15 protein-coding genes are annotated in these 17809 nt (G+C 58.5%); 5 read left to right on the top strand and 10 right to left on the bottom strand.

The features are described 5' to 3' along the window. Positions 1–64: 64 nt before the first annotated feature. The gene (locus LZG00_19330; GenBank protein ID MCF3596141.1) at positions 65–1285 is read right to left on the bottom strand and encodes an N-acetylmuramoyl-L-alanine amidase; all 1221 of its coding nucleotides are present in this window, start codon (positions 1283–1285) and stop codon (positions 65–67) included. Between the two features lie 55 nt (positions 1286–1340). After that, a complete protein-coding gene (locus tag LZG00_19325) occupies positions 1341–2486 on the bottom strand; it encodes an aminotransferase class I/II-fold pyridoxal phosphate-dependent enzyme (protein ID MCF3596140.1) in 1146 nt (381 codons plus the stop codon). A gap of 52 nt (positions 2487–2538) precedes the next feature. On the opposite strand from LZG00_19325, the gene LZG00_19320 reads away from it, so the two are divergent. The 3 genes from LZG00_19320 to LZG00_19310 are packed head-to-tail and all read left to right on the top strand — an operon-like array spanning position 2539 to position 5163. Beyond that, complete coding sequence (locus tag LZG00_19320) at positions 2539–3858, top strand: M48 family metalloprotease (protein ID MCF3596139.1); 1320 nt, start codon at positions 2539–2541, stop codon at positions 3856–3858. A 14-nt stretch (positions 3859–3872) separates the two neighbouring features. Then, on the top strand, positions 3873–4622 hold the full coding sequence (locus LZG00_19315) for a DsbA family protein (GenBank protein MCF3596138.1): 750 nt from the start codon (positions 3873–3875) through the stop codon (positions 4620–4622). Between the two features lie 10 nt (positions 4623–4632). Beyond that, on the top strand, positions 4633–5163 hold the full coding sequence (locus LZG00_19310; protein ID MCF3596137.1) for a hypothetical protein: 531 nt from the start codon (positions 4633–4635) through the stop codon (positions 5161–5163). A 7-nt stretch (positions 5164–5170) separates the two neighbouring features. Here LZG00_19310 and ispG read toward each other — a convergent pair whose 3' ends face one another. From ispG to hemA, 3 genes are all read right to left on the bottom strand, one after another. Next, positions 5171–6304 (bottom strand): flavodoxin-dependent (E)-4-hydroxy-3-methylbut-2-enyl-diphosphate synthase, encoded by a 1134-nt coding sequence (gene ispG / locus LZG00_19305; protein ID MCF3596136.1) that lies wholly within the window; start codon positions 6302–6304, stop codon positions 5171–5173. Between the two features lie 91 nt (positions 6305–6395). Further along, entirely contained in the window at positions 6396–7610 is a 1215-nt protein-coding gene (locus tag LZG00_19300; GenBank protein ID MCF3596135.1) for a DUF4115 domain-containing protein, read from the bottom strand. Positions 7611–7720: 110 nt separating this feature from the next. After that, positions 7721–8944 carry a 5-aminolevulinate synthase gene (hemA, locus tag LZG00_19295; GenBank protein ID MCF3596134.1) on the bottom strand — a complete coding sequence of 408 codons (1224 nt, stop codon included), beginning with the start codon at positions 8942–8944 and terminating at the stop codon, positions 7721–7723. Between the two features lie 301 nt (positions 8945–9245). On the opposite strand from hemA, the gene LZG00_19290 reads away from it, so the two are divergent. Continuing rightward, complete coding sequence (locus tag LZG00_19290; GenBank protein ID MCF3596133.1) at positions 9246–10619, top strand: M20/M25/M40 family metallo-hydrolase; 1374 nt, start codon at positions 9246–9248, stop codon at positions 10617–10619. 59 nt (positions 10620–10678) lie between these two features. On the opposite strand, the gene cysE is transcribed toward LZG00_19290, so the two are convergent. Beyond that, a complete protein-coding gene (gene cysE, locus LZG00_19285) occupies positions 10679–11488 on the bottom strand; it encodes a serine O-acetyltransferase (protein MCF3596132.1) in 810 nt (269 codons plus the stop codon). An 85-nt stretch (positions 11489–11573) separates the two neighbouring features. Here cysE and LZG00_19280 point away from each other — a divergent pair, with 85 nt between their 5' ends. Continuing rightward, entirely contained in the window at positions 11574–11912 is a 339-nt protein-coding gene (locus LZG00_19280) for a TraR/DksA C4-type zinc finger protein (protein MCF3596131.1), read from the top strand. Between the two features lie 12 nt (positions 11913–11924). Here the strand turns inward: LZG00_19280 and LZG00_19275 are convergent, their stop codons facing one another. The 4 genes from LZG00_19275 to LZG00_19260 are packed head-to-tail and all read right to left on the bottom strand — an operon-like array spanning position 11925 to position 17803. Continuing rightward, on the bottom strand, positions 11925–15839 hold the full coding sequence (locus tag LZG00_19275; GenBank protein MCF3596130.1) for a glycoside hydrolase/phage tail family protein: 3915 nt from the start codon (positions 15837–15839) through the stop codon (positions 11925–11927). After that, on the bottom strand, positions 15839–16285 hold the full coding sequence (locus LZG00_19270) for an NlpC/P60 family protein (protein MCF3596129.1): 447 nt from the start codon (positions 16283–16285) through the stop codon (positions 15839–15841). Before LZG00_19270 ends, LZG00_19275 begins: the two co-directional genes overlap by 1 nt. A gap of 1 nt (position 16286) precedes the next feature. Continuing rightward, entirely contained in the window at positions 16287–17171 is an 885-nt protein-coding gene (locus LZG00_19265; GenBank protein MCF3596128.1) for a DUF2163 domain-containing protein, read from the bottom strand. Continuing rightward, complete coding sequence (locus LZG00_19260; protein ID MCF3596127.1) at positions 17171–17803, bottom strand: DUF2460 domain-containing protein; 633 nt, start codon at positions 17801–17803, stop codon at positions 17171–17173. Before LZG00_19260 ends, LZG00_19265 begins: the two co-directional genes overlap by 1 nt. Positions 17804–17809 lie beyond the last annotated feature (6 nt).

Below are 17809 nucleotides of genomic sequence, written 5' to 3'. Positions count from 1 at the left end.
ATCCTCATGAAGTGACGGCTGGTTTTCGCCACCTCTGCGCTCTTATCGCCAGTGATCATTCATATCATTGCCGCACCAGGCTGCGTGCGGCGTCATCTGTAATCATCCATGCTTGCAAACCATCGCGGATTCCTGCCGCCGCTTTGCGCCGCCAGATCGGGTCAGACAGATTGGCCAGATCGCGATCACTCGACAAGAATCCGATCTCCAGAAGAACCGAAGGAATGTCGGCTGCTTTCAAAACCGAGAATGCTGCGGCGCGATACGGGCGACGATTAAGTGGAACGCCCGCTTTATCAAGCGCTTCGACCAGAGAACGCGCCATTGCCTCAGTCCGTGGCTGGGTCTCCATTCGAGCAAGATCCAAAAGTACATCGGCAATCACATCATCGCTGCCCGTCAAATCGACACCGGCCAGAAGATCGGCACGGTTATGCCGCTCGGCCAAGAGCGCGCTGGCTTCGTCGCTGGCTTCATCGGACAGCGTATAGAGCACCGCACCATGCGCGTGCCCTTCCGAGAGGGCATCTGCGTGCAACGACAAAAAGACATCGGCGCCCTCCTGATGGGCAATGGCAACACGACGCTCAAGAGACACGAAGCGATCATCTTCGCGCGTCAAGACAACATCCACCCCATCAACCCGCAAAAGCGCATCGCGCAAATCGAAAGCGAACAACAACATCAGGTTTTTCTCGTTCGCTCCGTCGCGTTCAGCACCCGGATCGATTCCCCCATGGCCCGGATCAATCAACACGGTCAGTCGGCCATTGCGCACGGGTTTGACGGGTTTATCAGACGATGCCCCCGGCATTCCCCAAGAGGCCAAGTCGGCAGGAATCGGGGCAACATCAAAAGCCTCCCGCGTGGCGTTTTTCAATGTAACTGAAAGTTGCGCGGCACCGGTTTCGACATCTGTGCGCAGCTCGGCAAGGTTCACAAGCATTGGTTTGCCCAGGTCGATCACCATCCGCGACCACCCGGGCCGCAAGCCGCCAAACCGAACCTCTGACACCGCTTGGGCCTGATCAAACACCGCAGGATCAAGGCCAGTCCAATCAACTTCGCGAAAATCCATGACCAAGCGATCTGGATCGGGCAAAGTATAAACCCGATACGGCACCCCCTGAGACAAGCCAATATCAATCCGAATACCGCCACGCGTATCAGTGACCCTGCTGACACCGGCTTCAACCCGCGCAAGGCCCGAGAACTCCTGAGCCGCAACAGATGTCCCCATAACAGAGACAGCGAGAAAAATAAGGATTGCGGCCAGTCTGCTCATATCCTGCCCTAAAGTTTGTTTTCGCAACCCTAACGCAAAGCCAATGGCTTGGAAATCACCCACGCGTCGCCATGAATGTCTGAAGGCGTGAAAGCCCCTCTTCAATATCTTTGGTCGCGCGCGCATAGGAAAACCGAAGCGTGCCGCTTCCGCGCTCGGGATCAAAATCAAGCCCGGGTGTAACGGCCACTCCCGCTTTTTCAAGGATTTCTGCGGCAAAGGCACGGCTGTCCTGCGTCAGGTGGGATACATCGGCATAGACGAAAAAAGCACCGTCAGGTGGCGCGATCCGATCAAACCCGGCTTTGGGCAACCCTTCCAGCATCAAGGCGCGGTTTTTTCGATACACGGCCAGATTGCCCTGCAATTCATCGTCGCAATCCATCGCCGCCAGCGCCACCACCTGCGACGCATGCGGTGCGCATATGAACATGTTCTGCGCCAGCCGCTCAATTACGCGCACATGGTCCTCGGGCACTACCATCCATCCGACGCGCCAGCCAGTCATCGAGAAATACTTGGAAAAGGAATTGATCACATAGGTGTCATCGGTAATTTCCAACGCACTGACAGCCTTGGCCTCATATTCGATCCCGTGATAAATCTCGTCACTGATAAACGCCATGTCGCTTGCGCGGCTCGCGGAAATCAGAGCTTCCAGTGCAGGTCGATCCAGCATTGTGCCTGAGGGATTGGCCGGAGAAGCGACCATCAATCCCTGCAAATCAAGACTTTTCAGCTCGTCGGCGACAGGTTGTAGCCGGTTTTCCGGACGGGTCGAAATATCAATCGGGACAAGATCGAGCGCCTTGAGTATCTGCCGATAAGACGGATAGCCCGGAGCGCCAATACCGACACGGTCACCGGTGTCAAATAACGCCGTGAAAGCCAAAAGAAAGGCCCCCGACGACCCCGAGGTGACGATCACTCTCTCGGGCGTCAGATCGACGTCGTAGCGTTCCTGATAATGTCGCGCAATCCGGGCGCGCAGCGCGGGCAGCCCCAAAGCCACCGAATACCCCAGAGAATCGTGCTCCATCGCCCGCGCCAGAGCCGCGCGCGCCCCGGCTGGTGCGGGTGTACCGGGTTGCCCCACCTCCATATGAATGATGTGGCGCCCCTCCGCCTCGGCCCGGCGCGCGGCTTCCATGACATCCATCACAATAAAGGGATCGACCGCACCGCGTCTTGAGTTTCGCATGGTTTTCTCCCTATCAATGTTACACCGGCTTTACACTAGGAACCCGCCGCCAATGCAACGGCTTATCAGTTTCTTTGCTCTTCTGACGTTCGTTTCGGTGATTGCCAATCCCGCGCGCGCTGTCAGCTTGCTGCGCGATCCGGACATCGAACATGCACTCGGCGAACTGGCAAAGCCGGTTTTGACAGCAGCAGGGCTTTCACCCTCCCGGGTCAAGATACTTGTGGTGAAGGATTCCAATCTCAACGCCTTCGTGATTGATTCAAATCATATCTTCATCCACTCGGGCATGATCCTGCGCCTTGGCACCGCACAAGAGCTACAAGCCGTGATCGCCCACGAGGCGGCGCATATTGCCAATGGGCATATCGCGCGCAGAACCTTGAATGCGCGTTCTGCCAAAAACATTGTCGGGATCGGTTTGGCCCTGGCCGTAGCCGCCGCGGCAAGCGGCAGCAGCGACGCCGCAGCGGCGTTAGGTATCGGCATCACCAGCTCAGCCAATCGCGTCTTCATGTCTCATACCCGGGCCGAAGAAGCTTCAGCCGATCAATCGGCGGTACGCTATCTGGTGCGCAGCGGTGTCGATCCGCAAGGCGCGGTTCGGGTGATGGAACTTTTCAACGGGCAGGAACTTGTCTCGGCGGCACGGCAAGACCCCTATGCCCGCAGCCACCCGATGTCACGCGACCGGTTGCGCCACGTAAAGGCGCTGGCCGAAAGTTATGGCCACCAACCCAAAGACGATACCGCAGCTCACTACTGGTTCTCGCGCGCCAAGGGCAAGCTTTCCAGCTTCCTGCGCGCCCCGAAATGGACCCAAAAACGCGCCGCTGACAGCGCCTCGGAGGATATCCGCCTGATGCGTCTCGCTGTCGCCTATCACCGTAACAGCAATACCGCAAAAGCTGTATCGACGATGCAGGCGCTCTTGAAGCAAAAGCCTCGCGATCCTTTCTACCATGAACTTTATGGTCAGATCCTTCTGGAAAGCCGCCACAACAGCGCGGCCATTACAGCCTATCGTAATGCGGTCAACCTGGCGCCGCGCAATGCGCAGATACTGGGTGGCTATGGCCACGCCCTGCTGGTTACGGGCAATGCCAAGGCCGCGCTGCCGGTGTTGGAAAAAGCGCGCGCTCGCGACGGGCAGGATGCCCGGGTGCTGCGCGATCTGGGGCAGACCTACGCGACATTGAAACAACCGGGCATGGCCTCTGTCGTTACGGCAGAACGCTATGCCTTCCAAGGTCGGCTGAAAGACGCCGGCATTCATGCCAAACGCGCGGTAGGTCTTTTGCCGCGCGGGTCGGCCGGTTGGCAAAGGGCGCAGGATGTGCTTTCTGCGACCGAAGTCGCTTTGGCCAAATAAATGGAGCCTAAAATATGAAACACCACCTGACCTCTGCCCTTGCCCTTTGCATGGCGCTTGCAAGCCCGGCTCTGAGCCTCGATTTGAACTCCATGACAGACAGTGAGCGCGCGGCGTTACGTACAGAAATCCGGGCCTATCTTCTGGAAAACCCCGAAGTGATCATGGAGGCCGTCGCGGTTCTCGAACAGCGCGAAACGGCGCAACAGGTCGGTGAAGATAGCGCGCTGGTGCAGGCCAATGCCGACGCTCTGTTCAACGACCCCAACTCCTGGGTCGGCGGCAATCCGCAAGGTGACATCACGTTGGTCGAGTTCGTCGATTATCGCTGCGGCTATTGCCGCAAGGCCCATGATGAAGTCGCAGCTCTATTGAAAGAAGACGGCAATATCCGCTTGATCATCAAGGATTTTCCGATCCTCGGCGAAGCGTCGACGGCATCCGCGCGCTTTGCCATTGCCGTGCGGCAAATGGCCGGAGATGAGGCCTATCACGCCGCCAGCGAAGCCCTGATAAGGCTCAATGGTCAACCTACCGATGCTGCGCTGGAACGACTGGCAGAGACGCTCGGGCTCAAGGGCGATGAAATACTCAAACAAATGATGTCTCCCGAGGTTGAAGAGATCATTGCGGCAAACCACGCGCTTGGCCGCCGGATGAAGATCAACGGCACGCCTACATTTGTCCTCGAGGATCAAATGCTGCGCGGCTACCTGCCGCTCGACGGAATGCAGGCAATTGTTGCAGAGCTTCGCCAGAAGTGATCCGCGTGAAATGAACGGTGTGAAAGTCTTGGCGATTACCGCTTTCTGGGCGGTTTTCGCTGGGCCATTGCGGGCTGAAACCGATATTTTCAATTTACGTCCTGACGAACGGCAAATTCTCGGTCGGGTCATTCGTGATGTCTTGATTGCGACGCCCGAACTCCTGCATACGGATGGGCCGACAGTTGCAGCAGGCTATGAGGCAGAAGTAGCCTCTGACCAAGCGTTGATACGCCGACATCACGCCACGATCTTCGCGGAGGCCTTATCGGGGGTCGGCCTTGAAACGGCGCAGTTGAAAGTGGCCTTCCTCACCTCACCAGCATGCGAAGGCTGTCTGAAAGCCGAGCAAGAGTTGTTGGAGTTGTCCAAGCTCCATGATCTGCGGGTCTACGTGATAGATATGACGCAACACCCTGAGCTTGAAGAGAACTTGGGTGTCGACACCCTGCCGTTCTATATCATGCCGCGCATGATGTTACGTGGAGCGATGCCCGCCACCGTGCTCGATCAATATTTCACCCGCGCAACCGGCCAATAGAAAAAGTCTATTCCGCGGCGTCAGCTTCTACAGCATTCGCCGCCTCAATCTCAGCCGCCCGCTTTTCCACCAAGCTTACAATGTGATCAATCATCTTTTCATTGTCGAGCTTATGGTCCTGCTTGCCAGCGAGATAAACCATCCCCGCACCTGCGCCACCACCAGTAAAGCCAACGTCTGTCATCAGCGCCTCACCCGGTCCATTGACCACACAGCCGATGATCGAAAGGCTCATCGGGGTGTGGATATGGGCCAGCCGGGTTTCCAACTCTTCCACCGTTTTGATCACATCAAACCCCTGACGTGCGCAGGACGGGCAGGAAATGATGTTGATACCGCGATGCCGCAGACCCATTGATTTCAGGATTTCAAAGCCGACACGCACTTCCTCGACCACATCTGCCGATAGCGACACCCTGAGCGTATCACCAATCCCCATCCACAACAGATTGCCCAGACCAATCGCGCTCTTGATCGTGCCCGATACCAGACCGCCCGCTTCGGTAATCCCAAGATGGATCGGTGCATCGGTCGCCTCGGCCAGTTGCTGATACGCTGCGGCGGACATGAACACATCCGAGGCTTTCACGCTGATCTTATACTCGTGAAAGTCGTGATCCTCCAAAATTCGGATATGCTCCAAGGCGGATTCAACCATAGCTTCCGGGCAAGGCTCGCCATATTTTTCCAGCAGATGTTTCTCAAGGCTTCCGGCATTAACTCCGATCCGCATCGAGCAGCCATGATCGCGCGCCGCCGCGATGACTTCGCGCACACGCTGTTCATCGCCGATATTGCCGGGGTTGATCCGCAGGCAGGCAGCTCCGGCCTCGGCGGCCTCAATCCCGCGGCGATAATGAAAATGGATATCGGCGATGATCGGCACCGGGCTTTCCGCTACAATCTCGCGCAATGCCTTTGAAGAGGCCTCATCAGGAACCGAGATCCGTACCAGATCTGCACCGGCTTCTGCAGCAGCCTGAACCTGCGCAACCGTCGCGGCCACATCCGTCGTCAGAGTATTCGTCATGGTTTGCACCGCGATGGGCGCATCGCCCCCAATCGGAACCGACCCGACATGGATCTGGCGGCTTTTGCGCCGTTCGATTGTCCGCCAGGGGCGCAGGTGGTTGATCGACATGGCCGATTGTCCCGAATTTGTGAAAGGGTGCTTTGCTTCGCCTTGCTAGATAGCCACCCGGCGACATGCCTGCAATGCATGAAGTGAGAGGCTATTCCTGCGGCTGGGTAAGCGATTGCGCGTCGGCCATCGAGATAACCTTGCTCAACTCCGGATCCTGAGAAAAATCAGCAGGTTCAAAGGCGGCCAGCAAATCGTTGCGCGCCATCGACAGGTTGCGCACCGTCGAGGTGCCCTGCCCCATCGGGCCAAAAAGTTCCCCATCGACCTCAACATAAAGCGAACCAGACATACCAGCTTGCAAAGTTGGCGCTTCAACATCCGGCGCGATGGCATATTCAGCGCCGGCATCAAGCGTGCCTTCGAAAATCACCGTGCCATCAACCGCGCGAATACGCACCCAAGCCGGACGCACAGCGAACAGTACGACACCCTCGGGCCTATCCGCAATAACCTGGGGCGTGGTGGTCACCGGACTTTCGATAGTGGGTGTAGCAGGACGGCTCGCCTCGTTTTCGGCAAAAGTTCCCATCGACGCCGGATCAAGCGCAGAGATCGGCGCATCGCGTGCAACCATTACCGGCACATCAAGCGCTTGCGGACGATAGAGCCGGTCCATCGTGTCAGTCGGCGGTGCGAAGACGCCAGCGGCCTCTGTGGTATTGCCAAGCGTGACATCACGAGTCGGCGCTGCTGCTTGCAATGGGTCAAGTTCGGCCAGCACACTGGGTGTGTGATCGACCGGCGAAACCTGCACGCGCTGCACTTCGTTCAGAACGGTCCAGCCACCAAAACCAAGCGCAGCCACAAGCGCACCCAGAACAATGAGCGAGCCAACGGCCCGTGGTTCAACCCGCGACAGGAAACTGTCACCCACAGGCGCAAAACCGGTATTCGAGCGGCTGAATGGATCCGTCTGGACCCGCCCCAGCCCACTGCCCTTCAACTCTTTTAGCGGCTTGCGGATGGTCGAGGCCTCGGCAGACATGCCATGCGCCGTAGAAAATCCGCTCTCCTTACAGAATGCGGCAAACGCGCGATCAGGATCCATATTCAGATAGCGGGCGTAAGAGCGCACGTATCCAGCGATAAACCCAGGGGTATCAAAGGCGCTTGGATCGGCATTTTCGATGGCTGCGATATAGGCTGCCTTGATCCTCAACTCGCGCTGCACATCGAGCAGGGACTTACCCATCGTGGCCCGTTCGCCCCGCATCAGATCGCCAAGACGCAGATCAAAATCGTCGAACCACCGGGGTTCGACGTCTTCCGTCTCGGGTTTGCGCTTGGTTTTGCGCCCGATCATATCTCTGCCCCAGTCACGTAGCCGAATCGCGCGCGTCCCCTGCGCGACTCGTTTTTTGTCATGACATAGTCATAGCATATTACAAGTTCGATTGAATATGCGGCAAAGGATCAGGCGCTCAGTTCGGCGCGATTCAGCGCACATTGCGCCCAAAGATTATCCATTGCCCGAACCAACTTGTCGATCTCGTCTGGTCCATGCACCGGCGACGGCGTAAAGCGCAAACGTTCAGTGCCGCGCGGAACGGTCGGATAGTTGATCGGTTGCACATAAATCCCGAACTGTTCCAGCATCATGTCCGAAAGCTTTTTGGTGTGAACCGGATCACCCACGATCACCGGAATGATGTGCGTCCCGTGGTCAATAATTGGCAATCCAAGCCCCTTGAGCCGCATTTTCAGGATTTTGGCCTGTTCCTGATGCTTGTCGCGCAACGCTTGATCGGTTTTCAGGTGGCGGACGCTGGCGGTAGCCCCCGCCGCGATGGCCGGCGCAAGCGAAGTCGAAAAGATGAAGCCCGGTGCATATGACCTTACCGCATCACACATTTTTGCCGACGACGCGATATATCCGCCCATCACGCCATAGGCTTTGGCCAATGTGCCATTGATGATGTCGAGCCGATGCATCAGCCGATCACGCTCGGCTACACCACCACCGCGCGGACCATACATACCCACGGCATGCACTTCGTCGATATAGGTCAGTGCGCCAAATTCATCAGCCAAATCGCAAATCGCCTCGATCGGTCCAAAATCGCCATCCATCGAATAAACCGATTCAAATGCAATCAACTTGGGCGCGTCCGGATCATCCGCTGCCAGCAACTCACGCAGGTGTTCCACATCATTGTGACGGAAGACACGCTTCGCACCGCCATTGCGGCGCACTCCTTCGATCATCGAAGCGTGGTTCAGAGCATCCGAATAGATAATCAGTCCCGGAAACAGCTTGGGCAAAGTCGAAAGCGTGGCGTCATTGGCAATATAAGCCGAGGTGAAGACCAGCGCCGCTTCCTTGCCATGCAGATCGGCAAGCTCAGCTTCCAGCGCCTTATGATAGACCGTGGTGCCAGAAATATTGCGTGTCCCACCCGAGCCAGCACCGGTTGCATCAATTGCTTCATGCATCGCGGCCAGAACGACAGGGTGTTGCCCCATCCCGAGATAGTCGTTGCCGCACCAAACCGTGATCGGCTGTTCGGTACCATCAGGGCGGCACCATGTAGCGTGCGGAAAATTCCCCTGCTTGCGTTCGATATCGATAAAGGTGCGGTACCGCCCTTCTTCGTGCAGACGATTCAGTGCCTTGTCCAGCTGCGCCATATAATCCACGCGACATCCCCTTTTCGTAATTTCACCGGTCAGCAGGATGTATCCAAGTCTTGGATGCTGCCGGATCGGGCCGCGGCCCTGTTCGCATTGTCGACCAGTATACCCAGCCGAATTTCTTGATGTAAGGTTACAATTTGTCGCCTTGGATATGCTTTGACTTCGATCAATACAACGAAAGCGTTTCCTCTTTGCTGACAAATCTGTCGCCATCCCCCCTGCGGGTTGCTCTGGACACGCTCGGGCGGGCTGTTACTCTTGGCGCGACAAATCTCACCTCACCCCATAAACGGAGAGCACCTTCATGTCGCTCACAGATGTTCTGAACAGAATTGATCGCGATCTGCCCGCCGCGACAGACCGCCTGATCGAGTTCCTGCGCATCCCGTCGATCTCAACCGACCCTGCGTATAAAGCCGAATGCGAACGCGCCGCCGACTGGCTGGTTGCTGATCTGCAAAGCCTTGGAGCCAATGCTGAAAAACGTGCCACTCCGGGGCATCCGATGGTCGTAGGTCATATCGACGGACCCGGCCCCCACCTTTTGTTTTATGGACATTACGACGTTCAGCCAGTCGATCCGCTCGAACTGTGGGACCGTGACCCATTCGACCCCGCAGTCGAAGAAACCGACGCTGGCAAGGTGATCCGTGGTCGCGGCACATCTGATGACAAAGGCCAGTTGATGACCTTTGTTGAGGCCTGTCGCGCCTGGAAGGCCGAACACGGCACTTTGCCTTGCAAGATCACCTTCTTTTTTGAGGGCGAAGAGGAATCCGGCTCCCCCTCTCTCGTTCCTTACATGAAAGAAAACGCCAAGGAGTTGACCGCCGACATCGCGCTGATCTGTGACACAGGATTGTTTGAAAGCTCGGTTCCGGCGATCACAACTATGTTACGTGGCCTTCTCGGCGAAGATTTTACTATCACCGGCCCTGACCGCGATCTGCATTCCGGCATGTATGGCGGTCTGGCGATGAACCCGATTCGCGTGTTAACGAAAATCCTCGCCGGTCTGCACGACGAAACCGGCGCTGTGACACTTGATGGTTTTTATGACGGCGTTCCCGAACTGCCCGACGAAATCCGCGCCCAATGGCAGGGGCTGAATTTCGATCACGCCGCCTTTCTCGGTGATGTCGGGCTTGAACAACCTGCTGGCGAACAAGACCGCACCCCGCTTGAGCAGATCTGGTCGCGCCCGACCTGTGACGTAAACGGTATATGGGGCGGCTACACTGGCGACGGCTTCAAGACCGTGTTGCCAAGCAAAGCCAGCGCCAAGGTGAGCTTCCGCCTCGTCGGCACACAAGACCCTGATGCGATCCGCAATACCTTCCGCAGCTATCTAGAGAGCAACCTGCCTTCAGGGTTCAGCGTAGAATACCGCACCGAAAAAGGTTCGCCCGCGTCGCAGATGTCGGTGGATGATCCGGCATTTGAGAAAGCACGCGCGGCTCTCAGCGATGAATGGCCAAGTCCCGCAGCCTATGTCGGCTGCGGCGGATCAATTCCCATCGCTGGCTATTTCAAAGACTTGCTTGGGATGGATGCGATGCTGATCGGCTTTGGCAAAGATGATGATCAGATCCATTCGCCAAACGAAAAATACGATATGGAAAGCTTCCACAAGGGCACACGCAGCTGGGCGCGCATCCTTGAAGCCCTCACCAAATAGACAAGAAAAGGGCGGCGCCGGAATTCCCAGGCGCCGCCTTCATAAACGATTCTAATAACCTACGCGCCGCTCTTGAGAATCTGATCCATCGTCACTGACGGCTGCGAACACCCGGCTTCCCCGACAATACGTGCAGGCACGCCCGCTACAGTCTTGCACGGCGGCACCTCGGTCAGAACCACAGAACCAGCAGCGATGCGCGAGCAATTGCCCACCTTGATGTTGCCCAGAACCTTGGCCCCGGCACCGATCAGAACGCCATTCCCGATCTTTGGATGACGGTCTTCATCTTCCTTGCCGGTCCCGCCTAACGTGACCGAATGCAGCAGCGAAACGTTATTGCCTACAACTGCGGTCTCACCGATCACGATAGCATGGGCATGGTCGATCATGATCCCTCTGCCCACTTTCGCGGCCGGGTGGATATCAATGCTGAAAATCTCTGAAACCCGCATTTGAAAGAAATAGGCCAAGTCCCTATGCCCAGTGGTCCATAGCCAATGCGCCACGCGGTAAGCCTGCACGGCCTGAAAGCCCTTGAAGAACAACAGCGGCTGCAAGAAACGGTGGCATGCCGGGTCGCGATCATATACCGCAGCAATATCAGCGCGCGCATCCACTCCCAGCGACGGTTCTGCGGCATAGGCATCATCACATATCTCGCGAATCAACTGCCCCGGCATCTCGTCCGAGGCCAACTTCATCGAAATCCGATATGACAGCGCCCGCTCCAGTGTCCCGTGATAGAGCACGCTGGAATGCACCAGCCCACCCAACAGGGGTTCATCCTTCACGGCCTGCTCGGCCTCTATGACAAGTTGCGCCCAAACCGGGTCAAGCTCAGCAAGTCTCTCATGTGGTTCCGCCATTTGCATCCGTCCTTTTCTGCGGTCAGTTTACGCCAGATGCAGCAGGATTTCCAAACGCAAACCTGTGAAGCCGGAGATGAGCAACGTGAATGATACAATCGTCGAGGAATTTCGCCGCCTGATCCAGACGCTTTTGGACGGGATCGAAGCGGAAAACCAAAGGGGTCAGGAGGGCCAGCAGACGGTCACGCTAGACCAGCAATCGGTCGGGCGGCTGTCGCGGATGGATGCCCTGCAAAATCAGGCCATGGCCAAGGCCACCCAGGGACGACGTGATATAGAAGCAAGCCGCCTGCGCGCTGCTCTCTCCCGGATTGACGAAGGCGAATTCGGCTATTGCGAGGATTGCGGCGACGAGATCGTCTTAGGGCGACTCCGCCTCGATCCCGCCGCTACGCGCTGTGTGTCCTGCATCAGGGGTTAGTCACGCGCAAAGCTAGATCGCCAATTCAAGACGTGCAAAAGCCCCCGCCCCGGCCATGGCCGAAATCTGCGCCACCTGAACCTCGAAACTACCGCTGATCCCATCTATTGCCTGTGCACTGGCCGGATAAACCCAACTCGGCGTAGTGATTTCGATCTCGCGCAGTATCTCATCATTCTGAACCACCCGCAGAAGATAGGCCTCGCGCTCTTCACCAAGGGGCACATCCAATCCATCCCAGTTATCGCCGCCAATCCGCGTGCGCCGGATCCAGCCCAGAGCGACGCCGCCATCGCCTTGTGTTCTCGCGCGCAGATGAACCGGACTTAACGGTTTCAACCCAACCCCTTCAAAGGCACGCACCTCATGGCGATACGACGGATCATCATACCCGCGCCGCGCCGGTCCAATGCGGTAATGCCGCGCAATATTGCGTTGCGCTTCATTCATCTCAATCTGCTCAGGCGCCCCATCGAGCAAAACGAAATACGACCCCGTCGGCCAATTCTGCGGCATCCACGCATCGCTGCCCAACTGCCCGCGCAGACGGTGGCTCAACACATATGTATTCTCTCCCACAAGCATTGCATCACGAAACTGGAAAAGCTCCCAACCCTCCGGCGTGCCATCACCGATGGCGGCAAGGTTTGCCCCTGACAGAAGCGCCTCCTCCTCCACGCTTTCCAAAGCGCCCGAAGTCAGCTCCACAATCAACCCGTCACCCCGATCAATAAGCCCCGGTCGCGCAGCGCGCAGGTTGGACTTGGTCACCCCCACGGTCGCGCGCGCTGCGATCAGACGATTGAGACCGTAATTGCTATCGCTGCCCGAACTATAGACCGCGACCGAACCAGGCCAAGGTTGGGCCGTGATTGCGACATGCGGCGCATGCGGCACCTCTCCACCCGTCATCAGCGGCAGATCGAGGAACAGCGCGAACACCGGTACCGGCGGGACAAACTCGCTGAGTGAAACTGCATCTTCTTCAATCTGGACCGGGCGATAGGTCTCAGGTTCGATACGCACGGCTTCGACCATCTGCGATGCCCCCATCTCAATCCGGTCGATCCGGTAGAGATCGCTGCGCACATCGTCGTCAAGCCGCACAACATCCCCCGCCGCAAGATCAAGCCGCGAAGGCGGCAACGCAAACCGCGCTGAGTCGCGCCCCACCCGGGCTTCGGAAAGCCAACGCTCAACCACTTGCCGCCCTTCGCCGCGCGTCAACGCTATGGGCATCTCGCTTGTTGCCACCGCATGGGTGGCCTCATCCGGCAAGACAGCCTCCTCCGAGAGCACCTCGAAATTACCGTCAGCCTGAACAAAGCGTAGCCGCACGCGCCCCACAAGTTCAGCCTCCGAGGCGCGCAGTCGCTCGACCTGTCCTTCAATCTCATCGTGAATCGCCAGACTACCGGCCTCTTGCACCCCATCCTGCAACCCATCGCGCATGCGAAAGCTCAAAACCCCGTCCCGCTCGATCGCATCAAAGCCATAGCGCAGCATCAGCGGCTGAAGCGCTGCGCGCGCCTCGCTCACATCGCCCACGGTATATCCCCGCACGACACCGTAAAGCCCCGAGACATCGAAATGGACCTGCCCGGCGCGGGTGCAAATCTCGGCCACGACCGAAGCCAGCGAACGCGACGAGACGCGCCCGGTGATCCAATGGCCCCGCGCATAGTTCTCCGCATCGCTCCAAAGCGCGCTATTGCCGGGAAAAAACGGAAACGGGCGCGCATCCCAGGCCCAGACATGCGCCCGCCCCATATCCACCATCGCGCCCTCATAGACGCTTGATTGCGGGTTGTTTTCTGCCTTTGCCCAAAACCGAAACATCGCCCGCAGATACTGCATCTGGATGTATTCGTCGCGAAACCCGTTCGAGTGATGCGGCAGCGACGATTCCGACGATTTCGGATCGAGAAACTTGTTGGGCTGATTTGTGCCCTTATCGATCGCAGCACAGCCCATCTCGGTGAACCAGATCGGCTTTGATTCCGGCTCCCAAACCGTCGACTCGCTCTGGCGCATGCCGCCAATCCGCTCATGGTGGCTGTTCTTCCACCAATTCAGAATGTCCTTATAGCGCCATACCCAAGGCTCACCGTATTCGCCATCAGTGATCGGCGTTCGGATCTGCGCCGCGCGCGCCTCAGGCGAATGATAATACCAGTCATAGCCTTCCCCACCCGCAACATTGGCTTGCAGATAATCAAGGTTATGGATCGCGCCCCAATCGGCATCCTCATGGTCCTGGCCATCGCGCCAATCGGAAAGCGGCATGTAGTTGTCGATACCGATGAAATCGATATTGTCATCCGCCCAAAGCGGATCGAGATGGAAATAGCGATCCCCCCCCGGCGCGTTATAGCCGAAATATTCTGACCAATCGGCGGCATAACCGATCTTCGTTTCCGACCCCAAAATCGTTCGGCACTCCGCCGCCAAAGCGATCAGCGCCTGCACCGCCGGAAATCCACTGGCGCCCCGGATCTGGGTCAGCCCGCGCATTTCCGAGCCGATGCAAAAGGCCTCAACGCCCCCTGCCGCCGCGCAAAGTGCCGCCTGATGCAGGATGAAACGCCGATAGCTCCATTCCACCGGCCCGCCATAGCTCACACCACCTGCCGCAACGATAAAATCCGACGCGCTCGCTGTGCCAAAAAACGCGGCCACTTCCGCCTCGGCCCCTGCGTTGCCATCGGGGCTACCATCGCGCCCCGGCGCTACTGATAGCGTCACTCGCCCACGCCAAGGCAGCTTGGGCTGCGTGTCGGCATCGCTATAGGGGTCGGGCAGCGTATTGCCCGCCACCTGATCCATCAGGATGAACGGATAATACATCACCGATTGCCCGGCATCCTTCAGCGCACCAATCGCCTCGATCACCGATGCATCCGCCGGCGTGCCGCCATAGATCGGGCGGTCCTCGCCATCGCGCGCCACCACATCCGCGCTGGCACGTGTCTCGCCCGCCACGGCCCAGGGCATTTCTTGCCCGTCATACGCGCCCTGTTCCACCTTTGGGCGGATCGTGCATTCGCCACAACGCAGGTCGTCACCAAACCAGCTCACGATAAGCGAGGTTGACGCGCAATTGGGCAATTCGTCCACCATCCGTTCAAGCGAGGTCGTGAAATCGGCCTTGCCCGAGGGTGTGTTGATATTGGCCATCTGCGACTGCCCCACACCATGGTTGTAGCTCACAGGTGTCGTGGCCAGCGCATATTCCCCGCTCCCCGGCATCATCGCAACACCGCGAATGCCATGCGCGAGATCGTCCACCGCATCAAACAACCCCGGTTGCGACGGCCGTGTTACCTCAAAGGCAAATTGCGGCACCCGGTTGCCAAAAGCCTCAAGCTGCAAATCTTCCAGCACGATATAGGCCGTGCCACGATAGGCCGGCACCTTCCCCGCCCCTTCAACAGCTTCCATCTTCGGGTCGGGCAACTGATCTCGCGTGCCGAAATAGACCTGCATGTTGAGATCATCTTTCGCGATCTCCACCCCATCGGCCCAGATCCGGCCGACGCCCGTAATTTCGCCTTCACACAACGCAATCGCCAAACTGACGGAATAGCTGAAGCTGCGCGACTTGGGCTTGGGCGGCCCGCCCTTGCCGCCGCCACTCACGGTCACACTCTCGGCGAATTGCGTCGCCCAGATCACATGGCCCGCCACCTGCATCCGACCATAAACCTGCGCCACGGGGTCGCCTTCGCCCGCGCTCGTCAGGCGGAAGCGTTCCACCCGCCCGGTTTCCACCGCTTCCGCACCCGCACCCATGATCCGCTGGTCGATCACCCGGCCCAGCGAGGCGCCCGCGAACCGGCCCAGCGCCACCGACGACAGGCCCAGAACCGTGCCGCCGATCGAGCCCCCGATCGCAGCCCCTGCCGCAGAAAGTAATATCGTAGCCATCAGCCGATCTCCTCAGGAAATTTGAACCGCGCCACGATCCTGCGACGCCAGGGGGCTGCAAGCGGGCTTTCCACCACACCATGCCCCGAATAGGAGTGAATGAATGTCAGGGCGGCTCCGGCCTCGCCCACAATACCCAGATGCTTGGCCACCGACCCCGCCCGCATCCGAAACAACAGCACGTCACCCGGCAACATCTCGCCTTCCACGCAGCGCTGCAAATGCCGCCGCGCCGCCGCCCAAAGCCGCTCGTCACCCTGCGGCTCGGACCAGTCCATCGAATAGGCCGGCACAGCCTCGGGCTCTTGCCCGTGGATCTCGCGCCAGACACCGCGAATGAGGCCCAGGCAATCACAGCCCGCCCCCTTTACCGCGCCTTGATGGCGATAGGGCGTGCCGATCCAGTCGCGCGCGGCGCGCACGATGCGGGTTTGTGGGCTGTCCATCTTACCGCCTGCTCCCGCCGCTCATCTCGCCCGATTGCGACGGCTGCACCATCAGCCAGCTTTCACCCGGTAAATCTGGAAAGCCCTGATAATTCACGAAATTATTGAACTTCAAACGGCAGGTCTGCATGCGCTTGTCACAGCCTGCCACCAGCCGAACCCGCGCACCGCGAAGGATCTCGGCCCGCATCGGATGCCACAACTCGATCACCCGCCGCCCCTTCTCAAAAACATCCCGCTTGATGATCCCCTTCAGCCCCTCGCACGGGCCATCCAGCCCCAAAAGCACGCCGCGCTCGAACCAACCGGGCTCAAATCCGTTCACATTCTCAAAAACAAAACGGCTGCGCTCTTCGACCTGCTCCACCGCCAGTTCGACAAAATACCCCGGTGTCGCAGTATCAAAACCGCAATCACGATCTCCCAGCACCGCCGTGCAAGGCTTTTGATAGACCCGTCCCAGGGGCCGGTTCAGCGCCTCGGTCAGCCCGCGCAGCTCGGCCTGAAACGCCCCGCCCGCACGGCGCAGCTCGCCGATCGTGCCGCGAAACATCAACTGGCGCTGCGCAATATCCGCCCAGTTGACCAGCCACGAACGCACCTCGGCCCCGTCAAACCGGCCCGCCTCGATATCTGCCTCGGTCACCGCCGCATCACTCAGCGCGCCCAGCGCCTCTGTGTTATCCACCGACAGCCCGGTGCTTTGCTGCAAGCTCATTGCGCTCAGCCCGGTATCGGCCCGAAAGGTGATACCGTCGAACTCAAGCCCCATATCATGATCGGTAAACCCATAGACCTGCCCATCGGTGCGCATAATCGCCCACGCCCGACAAACCGTGGTAACCCCGCTTTGCAGGTGGCTCAGAAATTCGCCTGTCACCCCCATCAGACCCGAACCTCCACCACCGGCACGTTCGGCACGTCCCCAGCCCGGAAGCTGGCAACATTGGCAAGGATCCGGTCGGTATCAAAACGCACCGGCACGTCGAACTCGAATCCAGCAGTCACCCGTGCGCCAATGTCCGGCGGATGGGTGAAATGCACGTATCCCGTGGCGGTATCGACCCTGTAATGCACGCCCTCGTGCTGCTCTACTCCATCAATTCCCACACGCACCGTGCCCGCAACCGGCTTGGTCACAGGCCGCACATAGACATGCTCGCCCGAACGATAGGTTTTCTTCAGTTGAAACGCCGATATTGCCTCATCGCCGACCGCGATATCCTGATCGTCAAACGCTAACTCACCGCTGGCCAGACAAGACCTGAAATCAGACCAATCCTTCCAGCGAAAACCAAACATTTGCCCACGGCGCGCTTCAAAAAACGCGATCAACGTCTCGATATCGTCAAGCGAACGCATCGAAACACCCGCGTCATAACGCCTGCGCGAATGCGCCCAGGGCGTGTTGCGCTCCTCAAACCCGTTGGCCAGCGTCACCACATCAGTACGCCGCTCTGGTCCCCCAACCGAACCAAAGCTCAGGTTGGCGGGAAAACGAACCTCGTGAAAATTCATGTCGCT

The sequence above is a fragment of the Rhodobacteraceae bacterium LMO-JJ12 genome (assembly GCA_021555075.1).
Classification (GTDB): domain Bacteria; phylum Pseudomonadota; class Alphaproteobacteria; order Rhodobacterales; family Rhodobacteraceae; genus JAKGBX01.
Note: the sequence above shows the minus strand (reverse complement) of the source record. Positions and strands in the feature narration are given on the sequence as shown.